The following is a 15,637-nucleotide window of genomic DNA, read 5'->3' as shown; positions in this document are numbered from 1 at the left end:
CGACGAAAGCACCAGTACCGGGCTTGGCAGTGCCACTGTCGGCAGCAGCAAGCCCGGATGGCAATGCATGAACGATCACGGCTGTAGTTACGACTGTAGTACTAGGCCCGGCGCCAAGCAGACTGTATGCCATTACCGGGTGCTGTGCTAGCCGCGCAGCGCCCTCTTTTGTGTACGGCGGTGTACGTAGCGGTGTACGGCTCTGCGCGCATGTACGCACAGCTTTGTACATGGCCTGCGTGCTGTATGACCGGCTATGCCCGGGAAGAGACGAGATTGCCCTGCCGCTCGTTCAGCCGTTCGGCGATACGCAGCACCTCTTCTGCCGGAATCTGGCGGATGAGCTCGCCTGATTCGCGATCGATCACGCGGGTGACAACGCGCTCGTCGCTCAGGTCGAACTCCAGGCCGTGCTGGCGCATAACGCTGTTGATGCGCTGCACGGGGTCGACCAGATCGGCGCTGCTGAGCGGCTGAGGTGCGGGGGGATGCGGGTGTGCGAAAGGTGCGCTATCCGCCGGTGGCAGCGCGCTCAATGCGCCTTTCAGGCGCTGTCGCGGGGCGGTGTCGTGAAGCGTTGGCGGTGAAGGCGTGCTTGACGCATCAATCCAGGGAGAATGCATGAGTCCTTCCTCTTGGCAGTGGCGCTGCAACGCTGCGTGTGTGGCCGTTTGATCGTCGCCGCGCCGTTTTTTCCTGTCTGGCAACCTGTAGCGTATCGGCAATGCCGCTAAAAAGCTTTAGTATAAAACGTTTTGTTTGACAAGATCGGGCGGTTTGCTTTAAGGCGCGCACAGGAGCAGGGCAATAATGGACGTGCAGAACACAGAGTACGAAACGGTAGGCGTGGCGAGAGAAATTGCACAGCTGCTTGAGGCGCTTATTGAAAGCGGCGGCACATCGCTGTGCCTTGCTGACGCCACCGCCGGGCCTGAGCCGATTGTGCTGCGAGAGCAGCATCCCGGGGAGGTGCTGGTCATGGACCTGTCGTCGGTTGAGCACTGGCTGCCCCGGCTGCAGGCAGGAGAGGCGTTTTACCTGCGTGGCCAGGTCCGGGGGCAGGTGGTACGCACGCCGCGGCTGGTACTAACCGAGGTCCGGTACGTGGGCGGGCGCTATCTATGCTGCAGCGACTATCCCACATCGCTTGGCGTGCTGCAGCGCCGTGAAGCGTTTCGCGCCGAGCTGCGCATGGGCATGAAAGTGACCGTGACGCTTCAGGGCGTCAATCACGCCGCCGTACAGGGCGATCTGCGCGATCTGTCCCAGAGCGGCTGCCAGCTGGAGCTGCCGCTAACGGCGAGCGGCATTCTTGCCGAGGCCCAGGACAGCCCGCTTGAGCTGACAATGACATTTCCGGACGGCACGCGTTTCGCCATTCATGGCGAAGTGCGACACCAGAAAACCGATCCCGATCAGCAGCTGCTGCGCGTCGGGCTGTGTTTTACGCAGTGCAGCGCCGAGCAAGAGCGCCAGATATGGTATTTCGTGTGTGAAATCGAGCGGGAATCCGCTCGCTATAGCAAGGAGGGCCAGGACGAGCGTCAGCCGTCGCCGCTGTTTGAAGCGCAAAAGCGCTCGGCGGAGGCGCATATCGGGCGGCGGCAGTTTGTCCACTATGCCACGCCCGTTGCCCGACGCCTGGCCAAGGTGGCCGCGTTTCTGGACGCGCAGATGCTGCTGCTGCAAAGCGGCAGCAACGTGGATTCCCGCCAGCTTTCCTACTACGCCGATCGCTTGCTGCGCCTTCACGAAGAAGACCGCGAGGCGCTGCTGTTCGCCACGCGCTGCATGACCCGTGAACCGCTGCTGGTGCGCCACAGCCTGGCGGTGGCGGTGCAGCTGTTGGATCTGGTCGGGGGCAGCATGCCGCCCGAGGTGCGCAAGGCCGTTGCGGCAAGCGCCATGGTGCACGATCTGGGCAAGGCGCTGGTGCCGCAGGTGCTGTTCCAGGCGGACCGCTTTGACGACTCGCACCGCCGCGCCTTGCAAGAGCACGTGCCGCTGATTATAGAGCGGCTGCGCGGCTGCCAGTGGCTTTCGGCAAGCGTCGCCCGGGCGATGATCGGCGGTATCAACGAGCGCATGGACGGCAGCGGCTATCCTGAAGGCGTGACCGGTGAGCAGCTCGGTGAGCTTGCGCGTGCCGCCGCCGTGGTGGATGTGGTCGAAGCCATGCGCCGTGATCGTGCTGATCGCCCGGCGCGTACCGTCCAGCAGGTCTATCGCCACCTGCTGCGCCAGCCGGCCCAGTTTGATCCGCGCTGGATCAAGCGTTACGTCGCCCACTTCAAGGTTCTGCCGGTGGGCTCGCTGGTGCGTTTTTCCAGCGAGCAGCTGGCCTGGGTGCTGCGCGTTGACGACCAGGGCAACCCGCTGGAAGTGCAGATAACTTCACACCCTGAGCCGCCCACAGCCAAAAATCTGCAAGAGCAGGTGCGCCAAAATCTGACAGAGCGGCTGGGCAAGCCGGTAAGCGAGGTGGCGGTATCAACCTGAAGGGCGAAAAGCGGCCAGGCGACTAAAGTCACGGCGCCGGCCGCCGATATTTTTTTTGCCGGCACGGCAATCTGCCGGCATCCGTATCGCCGCTGCACGCACGGGTGGCGAGTTGAACACAGAAGAGGCTACGTTTATGACTTATTCTCGCGGAGCGGCCGCCTACGGTAAGGGAGCCGATGCCTATGCGCGGGTCGGCGTGGAAAGCGGTGTGATGTCGGCAAGCCCGCACCAGCTGATTGTCATGCTGTTTGACGGTGCCCGCGCCTCGATTCGTGCGGCGCGTATTCACATGCAGTCGGGTAACGTTGTGGAAAAGGGCAAGTCCATTTCCAAGGCGCTGGACATCGTCAATAACGGGTTGATGGCAGCACTCGATCAAGAAAAGGGCGGTGAAATTGCCGAGCGGCTGGGAACGCTCTATGACTACATCGCCCGGCTGCTGCTGCAGGCCAACTTGCGCAATGACCAGGAAAGCCTGGACAGCGCGGAAAGCTTGCTGGATGAAATTGCGTCTGCGTGGCGTGACATCGGCCAGTCGCAGAGTGCATGAGGTTTCCATGAGCGCGCCGACTCATCCCCCGCGTGCCACCGCCCAGCAGGCGCTGCTGGACGCTTATGCAGCGCTTCTGGAAAGCGCCGCGCACATGCACGAGCTGGCCAGCGTCGGGCACTGGGCTGAACTGATCGATCAGCGCACCCATTACCTGATGCTTGTGGACAAGCTGCGTGATCTGGAAGCTACCGTGGCGCTGGACCCAAAGCACCAGGAGCGCAAGGCCGAGCTGCTGGAGCGTATACTGGACTACGACGCGCACACGCGCCGCCAGCTGGTCGCAAGGCGCGATGAACTTGGCCGCTTGATTGCCGTGTCGCAAAAAGAGCGGCGTCTGCATCGCGCGTACGGCCCGCAGCAGGGCAAAACCGATGCGTTTTACACACATCGTGAAGAAGACGACGCACCGAGGCCTCGGTGAGCACCATCACGCCGCTGATCGACACCCTCTTGCACCAGGTGCTGGGCAAAGGAGGCACGCCGGGACCCAAGGAGCTCAACCCGCCTGTACGGCCGGTTGATGCGGGGGAAGGGCCCGGCGCGCTGCGCAGCGACTCGCGCCTGGACGCCCGTGCCGATCCGCGCATCGGTAACGCCGGGCGGCTGCCGGCAGCGCCGGGTAGCGAGCGTGGCGCCGCACTTCCGTCGGGTACGCCCGGTTCCACGCAAACGCACTTCAGCCCCGCGGCGCGCAGCCTTGCCGATGTATTGATGCGCTTTCCCGCGCCGCCTTCTGCGCTGCGCCCCCAGGCGCCGCTTATGTCAGAAACCGAGGCTGCCTCCCCCCAGGTGCTGGCCCAGCGCCTGGAGGCCAGCGTGCGCGATAGCGGACTGTTTTACGAAGCCCATGTCAAACGCTGGTTTCAAGGTGATATGTCGCGCCAGCAGCTGCTGCGCGAGCCGCAGATGCAGCTCGGCGTGCGCGCGTTACCGGAGGCCACCGGCAGCCGGGCGCTGGCCGGCGCGGGTGCTGCCGTGATGCGTAATCCTGTGGCAGCCCAGCCGCCGCTGCTGTCGCTGCCGACCCCGGTGCCTTTTGCGCTGCCGGCCCAGGCCTCGACTACCCCCCAGGGCACGACCGGCAGCGCCGGTTTCATCACGCCGGGAAGTGTGCTGCTGCCAAGCTCGGCAACGGCCCATCAGGTTGCGGGTGCTGCGGCCGGGGCAGAAGGCGCTGACGTAGAAATAAACAGCACGCGCGATACGCAGGCCGCTGCGCATAGATCCCGAGATGTGGTACACGAAAGCCTTCAAGGGCTGGTGCGTCAGCAGTTGGAAATGCTGGTTACGCCGACCATTCGCTGGGAAGGTGACGTATGGGCCGGCATTTTCATGGCGCTGGCGATCACCGTGCCCGAGCGTCAGGCAAAGCAGGAAGAGCAAGGTGAAGAAGACAGCGGGGGCGGGGCTTCGTCACAGGAAAACTGGCAGACCGACCTTCGCCTGGAAGTGCCTGATCTGGGCGCGTTTGACGTGTCTTTGCGGCTGTATCGGCAAACGCTGAACGTGGATTTATCCACCGCTAGCCGGCATGTGCATGAGCGGCTGGAGCAGGGGCTGGGGCAGCTGGAAGCGCGGCTGTCTGCGCTGGCGCTGAAGCAGGTTAACGTGCAGGCGCGCTATTTGAGCGAGGATAGCGATGAGTGAAGAGCAGCGCCGCCGAGCCGTTGCGTTAGCGTATCAGGGCCAGGACAACGCGCCGCGCGTGGTGGCCAAGGGCTATGGCGAGCTTGCCGAGCGCATTATGTCTGAAGCCCAGCGTCAGGGCATTTATGTCCACGATGCCCCGGAGATCGTTGCCCTGTTGATGCAGCTCAATATCGACGAGGAGATACCCGCTAGCCTGTATCAGGTGATCGCAGAGCTTTTGGTCTGGGTTTTTGAGCTTTCCGGGGAGGATATTACGCCGTTACGTTGACACTCGGCGCCTCATACTTGCATTGTAGGCACTGTTTAAAAATGTAATGTGCAAAAAAGCGCAAAAAAACAACGCCAATATTTGCGCTAAACCGAAAGCGATGCCATGAGTCAAACGAGCTTTATTGATGAAATACAGGAAATGAACCTGGCCTATTTGCTGCTGGCACAGCGGCTGCTGGGAGAGGATCGTGAAGCCGGCATGTTCCGCTTGAAGGTAGACGCAGAGACGGCCGACCTGCTGCTTTCCCTCAACGCGCGCCAGCTCACGCAGCTGTCGCGCAGCAACCAGCTGCTGTGTCATTTTGCCAGCATTAGCGCCCAGCGCCTGCAACAGGTAACCCAGGATCCGCGCGATCAGGGATTATCCGGGCTGCATGCGGCGCTGCTGCTCGCCGATACCCCGTTTGAACGCCCGGATGAAAGGGCGCGTCGGTGAGCCAGAAAAGCCTGATGGATGAAATGCACCAGGTACAGCTGGCGATTGAGCTTATCGAGCTGGGCGCGCGGCTTCAGGTGCTTGAAACCGAAACCGAACTTAGCCGCACCCGACTGATCCGGCTGTACAAGGAAGTCCGCGGCACTTCGCCGCCCAAGGGGATGCTGCCTTTTTCCGCCGACTGGTTTATTACCTGGCTGCCCAATATCCACTCGTCGCTTTTTTATACGATGTATGTAAGCTTTATGGAGCAGACGTGCTGCGAGCGAATTGAAGCCTTTGTCAAAGCATATCGGCTCTACGACGAGCAAATGCAGCTGGAAAATGCCGAGCCGGTGCTGGGGCTCACCCGAGCATGGACGCTGGTGCGCTTTTTTGAAAGCGATATCCTGCAGCTGTCGACCTGCACACGCTGCGCCGGGCGCTTTGTCAGCCATGCGCATACCCCCACCCAAGACTACGTGTGCGGCATCTGCCAGCCGCCGTCTCGGGCCGGCAAGACGCGCAGGACCAAGGCAGAAAAAAACGCCGCCCGCCAGGATCAATCACTCAACAACGGTGCGGTACGGCCGACGCGATAAGATAGCCCGGCCCCACGCATAGCGCCGGCCGATGTGCGTCGCAGCGCCCGTTTACGATAAAGGCCAAAGGACTCCGCCCGTGATTCTGTTGCTAGGTTATTTCGTGGTAATGCTGTCGGTGTTTGGTGGCTATGTGCTTGCCGGCGGCAGCCTGGGGCCTATCTACCAGCCTCTGGAGCTTTTGATCATCGGCGGGGCCGGCGTAGGGGCTTTCATTGCGTCCAACAACGGCAAGGCCATCAAGGCCACGCTCAAGATTTTCCCCAAGCTGCGTCGCACCAAAAAGTACAACCGGGCCTTGTACATGGAGCTGATGGCGCTGCAGTTCAAACTGCTGTCGAAAATTCGCCGAGAAGGTATGCTGGGCATCGAGCGGGATATCGACAATCCCGAAGAAAGTGCGCTGTTCCAGGAGCACCCGGCGCTTTTGGCCGACTCGCACATTCTGAATTTTTTAACGGACTACCTGCGCCTGATGGTCAGCGGCGGCATGGAGCCCATGGAAATCGACGAGCTGATGCTCCACGAAATCGAAGGCTTCGAGCAGGAGGCGCACATTCCGATCGATGCCATTCACAAGGTGGGCGATGCCATGCCGGCGTTTGGCATCGTGGCGGCGGTGATGGGGGTGGTCAAGGCCTTGACCTATGCCGATGCCAGCGCCTCGCAAATGGGAGAAATGATTGCCCATGCCCTGGTGGGCACCTTTTTGGGTATTTTATTGGGCTACGGCTTTATCATGCCGGCCGCCAGCCACTTGGATCGTCAGGCCAAGGAAGCGGAAAAAATGCTGCAGTGCATCCGCGTGACGCTGCTGGCCAGCCTGCACGGCTACGCCCCGCAGATCGCCATTGAGTTCGGGCGTAAAGCGCTGCACATTGCAGAGCGGCCGACGTTTTCTGAGCTGGAAGACTATGTGCGCGAAGCCAAGAAAGCAGGCGGTGCATGAGCCAAGGGGAACAGCGGCGCCCGATTGTCATCCGGCGCAAGAAGGTGGTGCAGGGCCACCACGGCGGCGCCTGGAAGATCGCGCTGGCAGATTTCATGACCGCGCTGATGGCCTTGTTTCTGGTGATGTGGATACTGAGCACGGCAAGCAAAGAGCAGCGCCAGGGGGTTGCCGAATATTTCAGCACGCCGCTGGTTACCGCGATTACCGGTGGGGAGGGGTCGGGAAGCACCAGCCCGATTCCCGGCGGTGGGCCGGATCCCACCTACAGCGAAGGCGAGCGCGCGCGCATTGACAGCCTGCAGCGTTCGCGCCCAAGCGTTGAGGAAAGGCGTTTTTTTCGCAACGTGCAAGAGCGTATCGAGCGGGCAATCGCCGAGGACGAAGAGCTGCGTCAGATGCGCGACCAGATGCACTTTGATCTGACCCGTGAAGGCTTGCGTATTCAGCTTTTTGATACCGAGCAGCGGCCCATGTTCAAACTCGGCAGCGATCAGGTCGAGCCGTATATGCGCAATCTGCTGCGTACGATCGCGCCGCTGCTCAACGAGCTGCCCAATGATTTAAGCATCAGCGGCCATACTGACAGCGTCGCCTACGCCGGTAACTTCCGAGGCTACAGCAACTGGGAGCTGTCCAGCGAACGCGCCAACGCCTCACGGCGCGAACTGATTGCCGGCGGGCTGGACCCGGCTCAGCTGTTGCGCGTATCCGGCTTTGCCGATCGGGTCGTTTTACCGGATACCCAGCCCGATGATCCGGCCAATCGCCGGATCGAGCTTTTGGTCTTGCTGCCGGAGATTGCCCGGGCGATTCGTCGGCCGAACGTCATGACCGAGATGCCCTCACCGCTGCCGGGCAAAAAAACCGTAGCGCCAGCGGTAGAAAGCGAAACAGGTGTAGAGATCAACGTCCCGGCGGGCGTGATAGACGCCGTAGCAAAATAGACGCCGCAGCAAAGTAAGGCGGGTGCAGCGCACTTCAAGGTATACAACGACGAGCTGGCAAGGTGGGACGGCATGGATATAACCGATTTTTTCGATACGTTTTTTGAAGAGGCCGAAGAGCTGCTCGCCGACATGGAGCAGCACCTTTTGGCCCTGGATGTGGATAATCCGGACGGTGAGCAGCTCAACGCCATTTTTCGTGCCGCCCACTCGATCAAGGGCGGCGCGGGCACTTTTGGTTTTAGCGTGCTGCAAAAAACCACGCATATCTTCGAAAACCTGCTTGATCACGCGCGCCAAGGTGAGCTTGCGCTGCGTACCGACCTCGTTGATACGTTTTTAGAGGCCAAAGACATCATGCACGACCAGCTAAATGCCTATCGCAACGAGGAAGAGCCCGATCGCGAAACCTTTGAGCGCATCTGCCAGGCCTTGCAGCAAATTGCCCTGGAAGAAATGGGCAAAGAGCTTGAGGCCGCCGGCGCGCCCGCAGCGGCTGCGCCATCCGAGCCCGCGCCAGAGACGGCACCTGAAAAAGATACCGCTAACGCCTCGCCCGCCGACGACGAGAGCGAAGCCACGCTTAGCGTTGTGCTGCTGGGCGTAGACGAGAAAAATCGCGCGCTGCTGGTCGAAGAGCTAGCACAGCTGGGAACGGTGCTTGAACAGGCAGGCGATGATGCTCGCTACGAGGTGACGATCAGCACAACGACTGCGGCCGACGATATCGAAGCGGTCATGTGCTTTATCGTTGAGCCCGAACAGGTAGACATCACGCCCGCGGCGAGCTCTGCCTCAGCAGAGCAGGCGCTGCGCGTGCTGCTGCTGGGCGTTGACGAAAAAGACCGTGCGCTGCTGGTCGAAGAGCTGAATCAGTTGGGCACAATCGTGGAGCAGTCCGGAGACGAGGCGCGCTACGAGATCATTCTCCGCGGTTCGACCAGCGCAGACGATATCGAAGCGGTCATGTGCTTTATTGTTGAGCCGGGCCAAATCGATATAGCGCCCGCAGCGGACGATGAGCCGGAAAAAACCGCTGAGCCGGCCGTCGCCGCAGCGCCTGCCGCCCCGCAGGCGCCCGAGCAGCAGGCGGATACCCCGGCACAGCCGGAAAGCGCCGCGGCAGATACGCCCAAGGCGCCGCCGAAGCCCAAACCCAAACCCAAGCCCAAGTCCAAGCCGAAAAAGAAAAAGGCCGGCGCCGAGTCGTCCTCTATCCGCGTATCGGTGGACAAGGTCGACCAGATTATTAACCTGGTCGGCGAGCTGATTATCACCCAGTCGATGCTGGATCAGACGGTCAGCGATCTGGATGCTCAGGCCAACGATAACGGTGCACTGCAAAACGGCATGAACCTTTTGCAGCGCAATGCCCGCGATCTGCAGGAAGCGGTCATGTCGATCCGCATGATTCCCATGGAATTTGTCTTCAGCCGCTTTCCCCGAGTGGTGCGCGATACCGCCGGTAAGCTGGAAAAAGACATCGAACTGGTGACCGAAGGCAAGTCCACCGAGCTTGATAAAAGCCTGGTAGAGCGTATCACCGACCCGCTTACCCACCTGGTGCGCAACAGCCTCGATCACGGCATCGAAATGCCCGACGAACGCGAAGCGGCCGGCAAGCCGCGTACCGGCAGGCTAACGCTGGCGGCGCGGCATCAAGGGGGCAATATCCTGATTGAGGTCAAGGATGACGGTGCCGGCATGGATCGCGAGCGGCTGTTGGCCAAGGCCCGGGAAAACGGCCTCAACGTGTCCGATACCATGTCCGATGAAGACGTCTGGCAGCTGATCTTCGCCCCGGGTTTTTCCACGGCCAGCGAAGTGACCGACGTTTCCGGCCGCGGCGTGGGCATGGACGTGGTCAAGCGTAATATCCAGGGCATGGGCGGCCGTGTGGAAATTCAGTCGAAAAAGGGCGAAGGTACCAACACGCGTATCGTGCTGCCGCTGACCCTGGCGATTCTCGACGGCATGTCGATCAAGGTGGGCAGCGAAACGTTTATTCTCTCGCTTTCCGCCGTGCTGGAATCGCTGCAGCCGGCCCGGGAGGATATGTACGCCATGGCCGGCGACGACGTCGTGCTCAAGGTCCGCGACGAGTACCTGCCGGTGATCGCCATTCACGAAGTGCTTGACGTCAAGGATGCCATTACCGATCCGACCAAGAGCATTGCGGTGATCGTTCAGGGGGAAGGGCGGCGCTATGCCATGCTGGTCGACGAGCTGGTTGGCCAGCAGCAGGTGGTGGTCAAAAACCTGGAAGACAACTATCGCAAGGTTCAGGGCGTGTCCGCCGCGACGATTCTGGGTGACGGCAGCGTTGCCCTGATTCTTGACATTACCGGCCTGCATCGCCTGAGCCGCAAGCAGAAAGAAGCCGGCCGACATACCGGCGATTCCCCCACGGTCCTGTCCAAAAAGGAGGCTGAGCCGTCATGAGCCAAGCCAACAACGATGCGGTGCTCGCCGCTGCCGAAGCGGAAAACCGCGAGTTTCTGGTGTTTTCTTTGGGCGATGAAGAATATGCCATTGATATTCTCAAGGTGCAGGAAATTCGCGGCTATGAAAACGTCACCCGGATTGCCAACGCCCCGGACTTTATCAAGGGCGTGACCAACCTGCGCGGGGTCATCGTGCCCATTGTCGATCTGCGCATCAAATTCCGTCTGGAAAACGTCGAGTATGGCGGCCAGACCGTGGTGATCGTGGTCAACGTGGCCGATCGTATTGTCGGCATCGTGGTTGACAGCGTGTCTGATGTGATGACGCTGACCCCGGAGCAGATCAAGCCGGCGCCGGAATTCGGCGTGACGCTGTCCTCGGATTTCCTCAACGGCCTTGGCAGCCTTGACGATCGCATGCTGGTACTGGTGGATATCGACAAGCTGCTCACCAGCGAGGAAATGGCCCTGGTCGACAGCACCCAGGAATCGTAGCGTTGCCGATTCGGCACGCAAGCGCCGAAAAACAGGCGCCTGTCAGGCTAAAGGAGTCGTTTTGAGTGAATTTGCTGCCGGCACGGATACCGGTGTTAAGCGCAGCGGCGACTACGCCGCGCGCGATCTTATTCTCACCGATGCCGACTTTCGCTGCATTTGCGAGCTGATCTATCAGCGTGCCGGCATTGTGCTGGCAGAACACAAGCGCGAAATGGTCTACAGCCGTTTGGCCAAACGGCTGCGCCACCACGGCTTGACGCGTTTTAGCGACTATCTGGCGCGGCTCAAGCAGCAGCCGGAGGCGCGCGAGTGGCAGGCTTTTACCAACGCGCTGACCACAAACCTGACGGCCTTTTTTCGCGAGGCGCACCATTTTCCGCTGCTGGCCGAGCACGTACGCCAGGTGCGCGGGCCGGTCAAGATATGGTGCGCTGCCGCCTCCACCGGCGAGGAGCCTTATTCGCTGGCCATGACGCTGCAGGAAACCCTGGGCGCACAGGCCAGCCAGTCCCGCATTGTGGCCACCGACATCGATACCGATGCGCTCAAGCGAGCCCAGGCGGGGGTGTATCCGCTGGAGCAGGTGCGCAAGCTTGACCAGGCGCGCATGAAGCGCTTTTTCCAGCGCGGCACGGGGCGCCATGCCGGTTTTGCCCGGGTGCGCTCGGAGCTTTGCGCGATGGTGGAGTTCATGCCGTTGAATTTGCTGGCGCCGCGCTGGCCGCTGGACGGGCCTTTCGATGCCATTTTCTGTCGCAATATCATGATTTATTTCGACAAACAGACCCAGGCGGATATTCTTCGGCGCTTTGCGCCGCTGCTCAAGCCGGACGGGCTATTGTTTGCCGGCCATTCCGAAAACTTTTCCTACATCAGCCCCGAGTTCAAGCTGCGCGGGCAAACCGTTTATACCCTGGCAAAGTAGCATGAGATCGCCAGCAGGACGCGCTGGTGCGTCCGTCGTCCAGGTCACAGGAGGCGTGCCTTGAGCACAAAGAAAATAAAAGTCATCTGCGTTGACGACTCGGCGTTGATTCGGGATCTGCTCACCGAAATTATCAATGCCCAGCCGGACATGGAGGTGGTTGCCGTGGCGCCGCACCCGCTGGTGGCGCGCGATTTGATCAAGCAGCACAATCCCGACGTCATCACGCTGGACGTGGAAATGCCGCGCATGGACGGGTTGGATTTTCTCGAACGACTGATGCGCCTGCGGCCCATGCCGGTACTGATGGTGTCGTCGTTGACCCAGTCCGGCTCGGAAATCACCCTGAAAGCGCTGGAGCTTGGCGCGCTGGATTTCGTCGCCAAGCCCGGCCTGGGGATTCGCAGCGGCATGATGGAATATGCCGCCGAGATCGCCGAGAAGCTGCGCGCCGCGGCGCGCTCGCGGCCGCGCCAGGCACGCCACAAAAACACGCCGCCGAGAAAAGAGCTGAGTGCGCCGATGGTATCCAGCGAAAAACTGATCATCATCGGTGCTTCCACCGGCGGCACCGAAGCCATTCGGGCGGTGCTTGAACCCTTGCCGGCCAACGCGCCGGCAATTTTGATCACCCAGCACATGCCCGGCGGGTTTACCCGCTCGTTTGCCGAACGGCTCAACCGCCTGTGCCGGGTTACCGTCAAGGAGGCCACGGACGGCGAGCGGGTGCTGCCGGGTCATGCCTATATTGCCCCCGGTGATCAGCACCTGAAACTGGCGCGCAGCGGGGCGAACTATGTTGCCCGGCTTGATAGCGGCCCGCCGGTCAATCGGCATCGTCCATCGGTGGATGTGCTGTTTCGCTCGGCCGCCCAGCAGGCGGGAAAAAATGCGATCGGCGTGATTCTCACCGGCATGGGCAAAGACGGGGCTCAGGGACTGTTGGAAATGCGCCAGGCCGGTGCAGCGACGCTTGCGCAAAACGAAGCCTCCTGCGTGGTCTTTGGCATGCCGCGCGAAGCGATGGCCGCCGGCGCGGCCCAGGAGGTGCTGGCACTCGATGACATTCCCGGGCGCATGCTGTCGCTGGTCGCGGCCTCCGGCCATGCGCAGCGCGTCTAATCTGCCGCCAAGGAGAGCCTCATGGGTACGCTGCTACGCCGATTCCGTATTAGCCAAGTCATTAACGGGGTGATGCTGTGCTCCCTTGCGCTTGTGCTGCTTACAGCGGCTCTTGGCTGGATGGCAAGCCAGTCGGCCAACGATAGCCTGCTGGCGCTGAAAAGCTTTAACGCCGAACACGTAGAAGTTGTAAACCGCACAGGTGAGCAGATCGCCCGGGCCCGCGAGGTGCTGGCAAGCGGTGCCCCCTCGAACGCCGAGAGGGACGGGGCGCTGCGCCGGCTCGACGATGCCTCGCAGCAGCTTGCGGCGATCACCGGCGGCCGCGGAGCCAAAGTGGTGAGCGACTACCGGCAAAGGCGCGCCGACTTTGCCGTGGCAGGCATTGCCGTGCTTGCGCTGTCTTCGCTGCTGACGCTGCTTTTGTACCTGGGCATTCGCAAGGTGCTGGTTGTTCCCCTGCGCGAAGCCGTTGCCCGGCTGGAAGCCATCGCCCGGGCGGATCTGAGCGAAGACATCAAAGTGGACAGCCGCAACGAAATCGGCCAGCTCTTTGCTACCATGCGCCAGATGCAGACAAGTCTGGTCGGCATCGTGGGCAACGTTCGCGAGGGCAGCGGCAACATTCACGCCCGCTCCCAGGACATTGCCGGGGGCAACGCCGATCTGTCCTCGCGTACCGAAGAGCAGGCGGCCTCGCTGCAGCAGACCGCCTCAAGCATGGAAGAGCTGACGGCGACGGTGCGCCAGAACGCAGAAAACGCGCGCCAAGCCAACGGTTTGGCCCAGGAAGCGGCGCAAACCGCTGAACGCGGCGGTGCGGTGGTCGACGAAGTGGTCAAGACCATGCACGGCATCTCCCAAAGTTCTCGGCAGGTGGCCGATATTACCGGGCTGATCGACTCCATTGCCTTTCAAACCAACATTCTTGCGCTTAACGCCTCGGTCGAGGCCGCCCGTGCCGGCGAGCAAGGGCGCGGCTTTGCCGTCGTTGCCGCGGAAGTGCGCAACCTGGCAAGCCGCAGCGCCGATGCCGCAAGCGAAATCAAGACCTTGATTGACGCCTCGGTGACCCAGATAAATGAAGGGTCGACGCAGGTCGAACAGGCCGGCTCGACCATGGCCGATACGCTCACCTCGGTGCGCCGGGTAACCGACATCATGGATGAAATCTCCGCCGCCTCCCAGGAGCAAAGCGACGGTATCGAGCAGGTAAGCCAGGCCGTGGGGCAGATGGATCAGGTGACCCAGCAAAACGCCACGCTCGTCCAGCAGGCCTCCACCGCCGCCGAGGCGCTCAAGGAACAGGCCGGCCAGCTGCAAGACACCGTTGCGGTGTTTCGCCTGGCCGGCCAACAGGCGGGCTCGTCGCCGGGCGTGCGTTCGCCGGCGCTGCCGGCTGCGGCGAGCAGTGCCGTTCGGCCCACCTACGCGGGCGCATCGCGTAGCACACCGGCGCCGGCCAAGGATGAGCTGGACGACTGGGAAGAGTTTTAAAGAATTTTTGGGAAGAGTTTTAAAGAATTTTCATCCCTTTTTTTATGACAGGCAGCCGGCCCTGCCGGCAGCGCTGCACGCCATGAATACCAACTGTACGCAAGAGGAAACGCAATGGCCGACAAGAACATGAGTTTTCTGGTGATCGACGATTTTCCCACCATGCGCCGCATCGTGCGCAGCCTGCTCAAAGAGCTTGGCTTTACCAACGTGGAAGAAGCAGAAGACGGCCAGGATGCGCTGAACAAACTGCGGGCGGGCAATTTCGAGTTTGTCGTATCCGACTGGAACATGCCCAACCTGGACGGGCTGGAAATGCTCAAGGAAATTCGCCAGGACGATGCGCTTAAAGACTTGCCGGTGCTGATGGTAACGGCCGAGGCCAAAAAGGAAAACATTATCGCCGCCGCCCAGGCCGGAGCCAACGGCTACGTGGTCAAACCCTTTACCGCCGCCACGCTGGAAGAAAAGCTCAACAAGATTTTCGACAAGATGGGTAAATAAGCGGTGACACAGTGCGGGAAAGCAGGGAGACATGACCATGAGCCAGCATAAGCCGAGCGGTTTTGCCAAGCCGTCTGAAGAGGCCCCCGAAGAACTGATTCAGCGTATTGGCAAGCTGACGCGTATGCTCCACGAGAACATGCGCGAACTGGGCCTGGACAAAGAGGTGGAAAAGGCCGCCGAGGCCATTCCCGACGCTCGCGATCGCCTTCATTACGTAGCGGCGATGACCGAACAGGCCGCCGAGCGCTCGCTGAACGCCATCGATCGCGCCCAGCCTGTGCAAGACCGGCTCAGTGAAGCTGCCCAAAAGCTGGATGCCCGCTGGGATGCGTGGTTTCAGGCCCCGCAGGAGCTGGGCGATGCCAAGGCGCTGGTCAAAGACACCCGGGCGTACCTCGGTGAGGTGCCGGATATGACCGCCGCCACCCATAAAGAGCTGCTGGAAATCATGATGGCCCAGGACTTTCAGGACCTGACAGGCCAGGTGATCAAAAAGATGATGGACGTGATCCGCGCGATCGAACAGCAGCTCGTCCAGGTGCTCATCGACAGCATGCCCGAAGCCCAGGCACGGAAAACCCTGCAGCGCAAGGCCGAGGATCAGTGGAAAAGCGACAGTGCACGACGCGACGACGAGCTTTTGAACGGCCCGCAAGTCAAGGATGATGTGCCCGACGTCGTATCCGACCAGGATCAGGTCGACGACCTGCTCGACAATCTGGGATTTTAACCCTGCCGGGCGCGGGGCGTTTTACA

Annotated in this window: 17 protein-coding genes; 16 read left to right on the top strand and 1 reads right to left on the bottom strand. The window is 61.3% G+C overall.

Annotation, left to right across the window (positions count from 1 at the left end; translation table 11 throughout):
- Positions 1-254 precede the first annotated feature (254 nt).
- Positions 255-623: a flagellar protein FlaG gene (locus tag ABD654_RS07440; protein WP_344703816.1), complete on the bottom strand. Its 369-nt coding sequence runs from the start codon at positions 621-623 to the stop codon at positions 255-257.
- Positions 624-810: 187 nt separating this feature from the next.
- Between ABD654_RS07440 and ABD654_RS07435 the strand changes: the two genes are divergently transcribed.
- The 16 genes from ABD654_RS07435 (at position 811) to cheZ (ending at position 15,611) form a co-directional block, all read left to right on the top strand.
- Positions 811-2,499 carry an HD domain-containing phosphohydrolase gene (locus ABD654_RS07435; protein ID WP_344703814.1) on the top strand — a complete coding sequence of 563 codons (1,689 nt, stop codon included), beginning with the start codon at positions 811-813 and terminating at the stop codon, positions 2,497-2,499.
- A 136-nt stretch (positions 2,500-2,635) separates the two neighbouring features.
- Positions 2,636-3,052: a flagellar export chaperone FliS gene (fliS, locus tag ABD654_RS07430; protein WP_344703812.1), complete on the top strand. Its 417-nt coding sequence runs from the start codon at positions 2,636-2,638 to the stop codon at positions 3,050-3,052.
- A gap of 7 nt (positions 3,053-3,059) precedes the next feature.
- The gene (locus tag ABD654_RS07425; protein WP_344703810.1) at positions 3,060-3,476 is read left to right on the top strand and encodes a flagellar protein FliT; all 417 of its coding nucleotides are present in this window, start codon (positions 3,060-3,062) and stop codon (positions 3,474-3,476) included.
- Positions 3,473-4,702 (top strand): flagellar hook-length control protein FliK, encoded by a 1,230-nt coding sequence (fliK, locus tag ABD654_RS07420; protein WP_344703808.1) that lies wholly within the window; start codon positions 3,473-3,475, stop codon positions 4,700-4,702. The genes ABD654_RS07425 and fliK overlap by 4 nt, the downstream gene beginning before the upstream one ends.
- On the top strand, positions 4,695-4,973 hold the full coding sequence (locus ABD654_RS07415; RefSeq protein ID WP_344703806.1) for an EscU/YscU/HrcU family type III secretion system export apparatus switch protein: 279 nt from the start codon (positions 4,695-4,697) through the stop codon (positions 4,971-4,973). The genes fliK and ABD654_RS07415 overlap by 8 nt, the downstream gene beginning before the upstream one ends.
- A 105-nt stretch (positions 4,974-5,078) precedes the next feature.
- Complete coding sequence (flhD, locus tag ABD654_RS07410) at positions 5,079-5,411, top strand: flagellar transcriptional regulator FlhD (protein ID WP_344703804.1); 333 nt, start codon at positions 5,079-5,081, stop codon at positions 5,409-5,411.
- Positions 5,408-5,992, top strand: coding sequence for a flagellar transcriptional regulator FlhC (gene flhC, locus ABD654_RS07405; RefSeq protein WP_344703802.1), 585 nt, complete (start codon positions 5,408-5,410; stop codon positions 5,990-5,992). The genes flhD and flhC overlap by 4 nt, the downstream gene beginning before the upstream one ends.
- Positions 5,993-6,071: 79 nt before the next feature.
- Positions 6,072-6,941, top strand: coding sequence for a flagellar motor stator protein MotA (motA, locus tag ABD654_RS07400; RefSeq protein ID WP_344703800.1), 870 nt, complete (start codon positions 6,072-6,074; stop codon positions 6,939-6,941).
- A complete protein-coding gene (gene motB, locus ABD654_RS07395; protein ID WP_344703798.1) occupies positions 6,938-7,888 on the top strand; it encodes a flagellar motor protein MotB in 951 nt (316 codons plus the stop codon). Before motA ends, motB begins: the two co-directional genes overlap by 4 nt.
- A 72-nt stretch (positions 7,889-7,960) precedes the next feature.
- Positions 7,961-10,330: a chemotaxis protein CheW gene (locus ABD654_RS07390; protein WP_344703796.1), complete on the top strand. Its 2,370-nt coding sequence runs from the start codon at positions 7,961-7,963 to the stop codon at positions 10,328-10,330.
- Positions 10,327-10,827 (top strand): chemotaxis protein CheW, encoded by a 501-nt coding sequence (gene cheW / locus ABD654_RS07385; protein WP_344703794.1) that lies wholly within the window; start codon positions 10,327-10,329, stop codon positions 10,825-10,827. Before ABD654_RS07390 ends, cheW begins: the two co-directional genes overlap by 4 nt.
- A 61-nt stretch (positions 10,828-10,888) precedes the next feature.
- A complete protein-coding gene (gene cheR / locus ABD654_RS07380; protein WP_344703792.1) occupies positions 10,889-11,755 on the top strand; it encodes a protein-glutamate O-methyltransferase CheR in 867 nt (288 codons plus the stop codon).
- 60 nt (positions 11,756-11,815) lie between these two features.
- Positions 11,816-12,877, top strand: coding sequence for a protein-glutamate methylesterase/protein-glutamine glutaminase (locus ABD654_RS07375; RefSeq protein WP_344703790.1), 1,062 nt, complete (start codon positions 11,816-11,818; stop codon positions 12,875-12,877).
- Between the two features lie 21 nt (positions 12,878-12,898).
- Entirely contained in the window at positions 12,899-14,374 is a 1,476-nt protein-coding gene (locus ABD654_RS07370) for a methyl-accepting chemotaxis protein (RefSeq protein ID WP_344703788.1), read from the top strand.
- A gap of 114 nt (positions 14,375-14,488) precedes the next feature.
- Complete coding sequence (gene cheY / locus ABD654_RS07365) at positions 14,489-14,878, top strand: chemotaxis response regulator CheY (protein ID WP_344703786.1); 390 nt, start codon at positions 14,489-14,491, stop codon at positions 14,876-14,878.
- A 37-nt stretch (positions 14,879-14,915) separates the two neighbouring features.
- On the top strand, positions 14,916-15,611 hold the full coding sequence (gene cheZ / locus ABD654_RS07360) for a protein phosphatase CheZ (RefSeq protein ID WP_344703784.1): 696 nt from the start codon (positions 14,916-14,918) through the stop codon (positions 15,609-15,611).
- Positions 15,612-15,637: the final 26 nt, after the last annotated feature.

It is taken from the genome of Halomonas cibimaris (assembly GCF_039537045.1).
GTDB lineage: Bacteria > Pseudomonadota > Gammaproteobacteria > Pseudomonadales > Halomonadaceae > Vreelandella > Vreelandella cibimaris.
Note: the sequence above shows the minus strand (reverse complement) of the source record. Positions and strands in the feature narration are given on the sequence as shown.

Coding starts and splice junctions, on each gene's coding strand:
- motB (WP_344703798.1), top strand. CDS start 6,938: ATGAGCCAAGGGGAACAGCGGCGCCCGATTGTCATCCGGCGCAAGAAG.
- ABD654_RS07390 (WP_344703796.1), top strand. CDS start 7,961: ATGGATATAACCGATTTTTTCGATACGTTTTTTGAAGAGGCCGAAGAG.
- cheY (WP_344703786.1), top strand. CDS start 14,489: ATGGCCGACAAGAACATGAGTTTTCTGGTGATCGACGATTTTCCCACC.
- ABD654_RS07370 (WP_344703788.1), top strand. CDS start 12,899: ATGGGTACGCTGCTACGCCGATTCCGTATTAGCCAAGTCATTAACGGG.
- fliS (WP_344703812.1), top strand. CDS start 2,636: ATGACTTATTCTCGCGGAGCGGCCGCCTACGGTAAGGGAGCCGATGCC.
- flhD (WP_344703804.1), top strand. CDS start 5,079: ATGAGTCAAACGAGCTTTATTGATGAAATACAGGAAATGAACCTGGCC.
- cheZ (WP_344703784.1), top strand. CDS start 14,916: ATGAGCCAGCATAAGCCGAGCGGTTTTGCCAAGCCGTCTGAAGAGGCC.
- ABD654_RS07415 (WP_344703806.1), top strand. CDS start 4,695: ATGAGTGAAGAGCAGCGCCGCCGAGCCGTTGCGTTAGCGTATCAGGGC.
- ABD654_RS07425 (WP_344703810.1), top strand. CDS start 3,060: ATGAGCGCGCCGACTCATCCCCCGCGTGCCACCGCCCAGCAGGCGCTG.
- cheW (WP_344703794.1), top strand. CDS start 10,327: ATGAGCCAAGCCAACAACGATGCGGTGCTCGCCGCTGCCGAAGCGGAA.
- ABD654_RS07440 (WP_344703816.1), bottom strand. CDS start 623: ATGCATTCTCCCTGGATTGATGCGTCAAGCACGCCTTCACCGCCAACG.
- ABD654_RS07435 (WP_344703814.1), top strand. CDS start 811: ATGGACGTGCAGAACACAGAGTACGAAACGGTAGGCGTGGCGAGAGAA.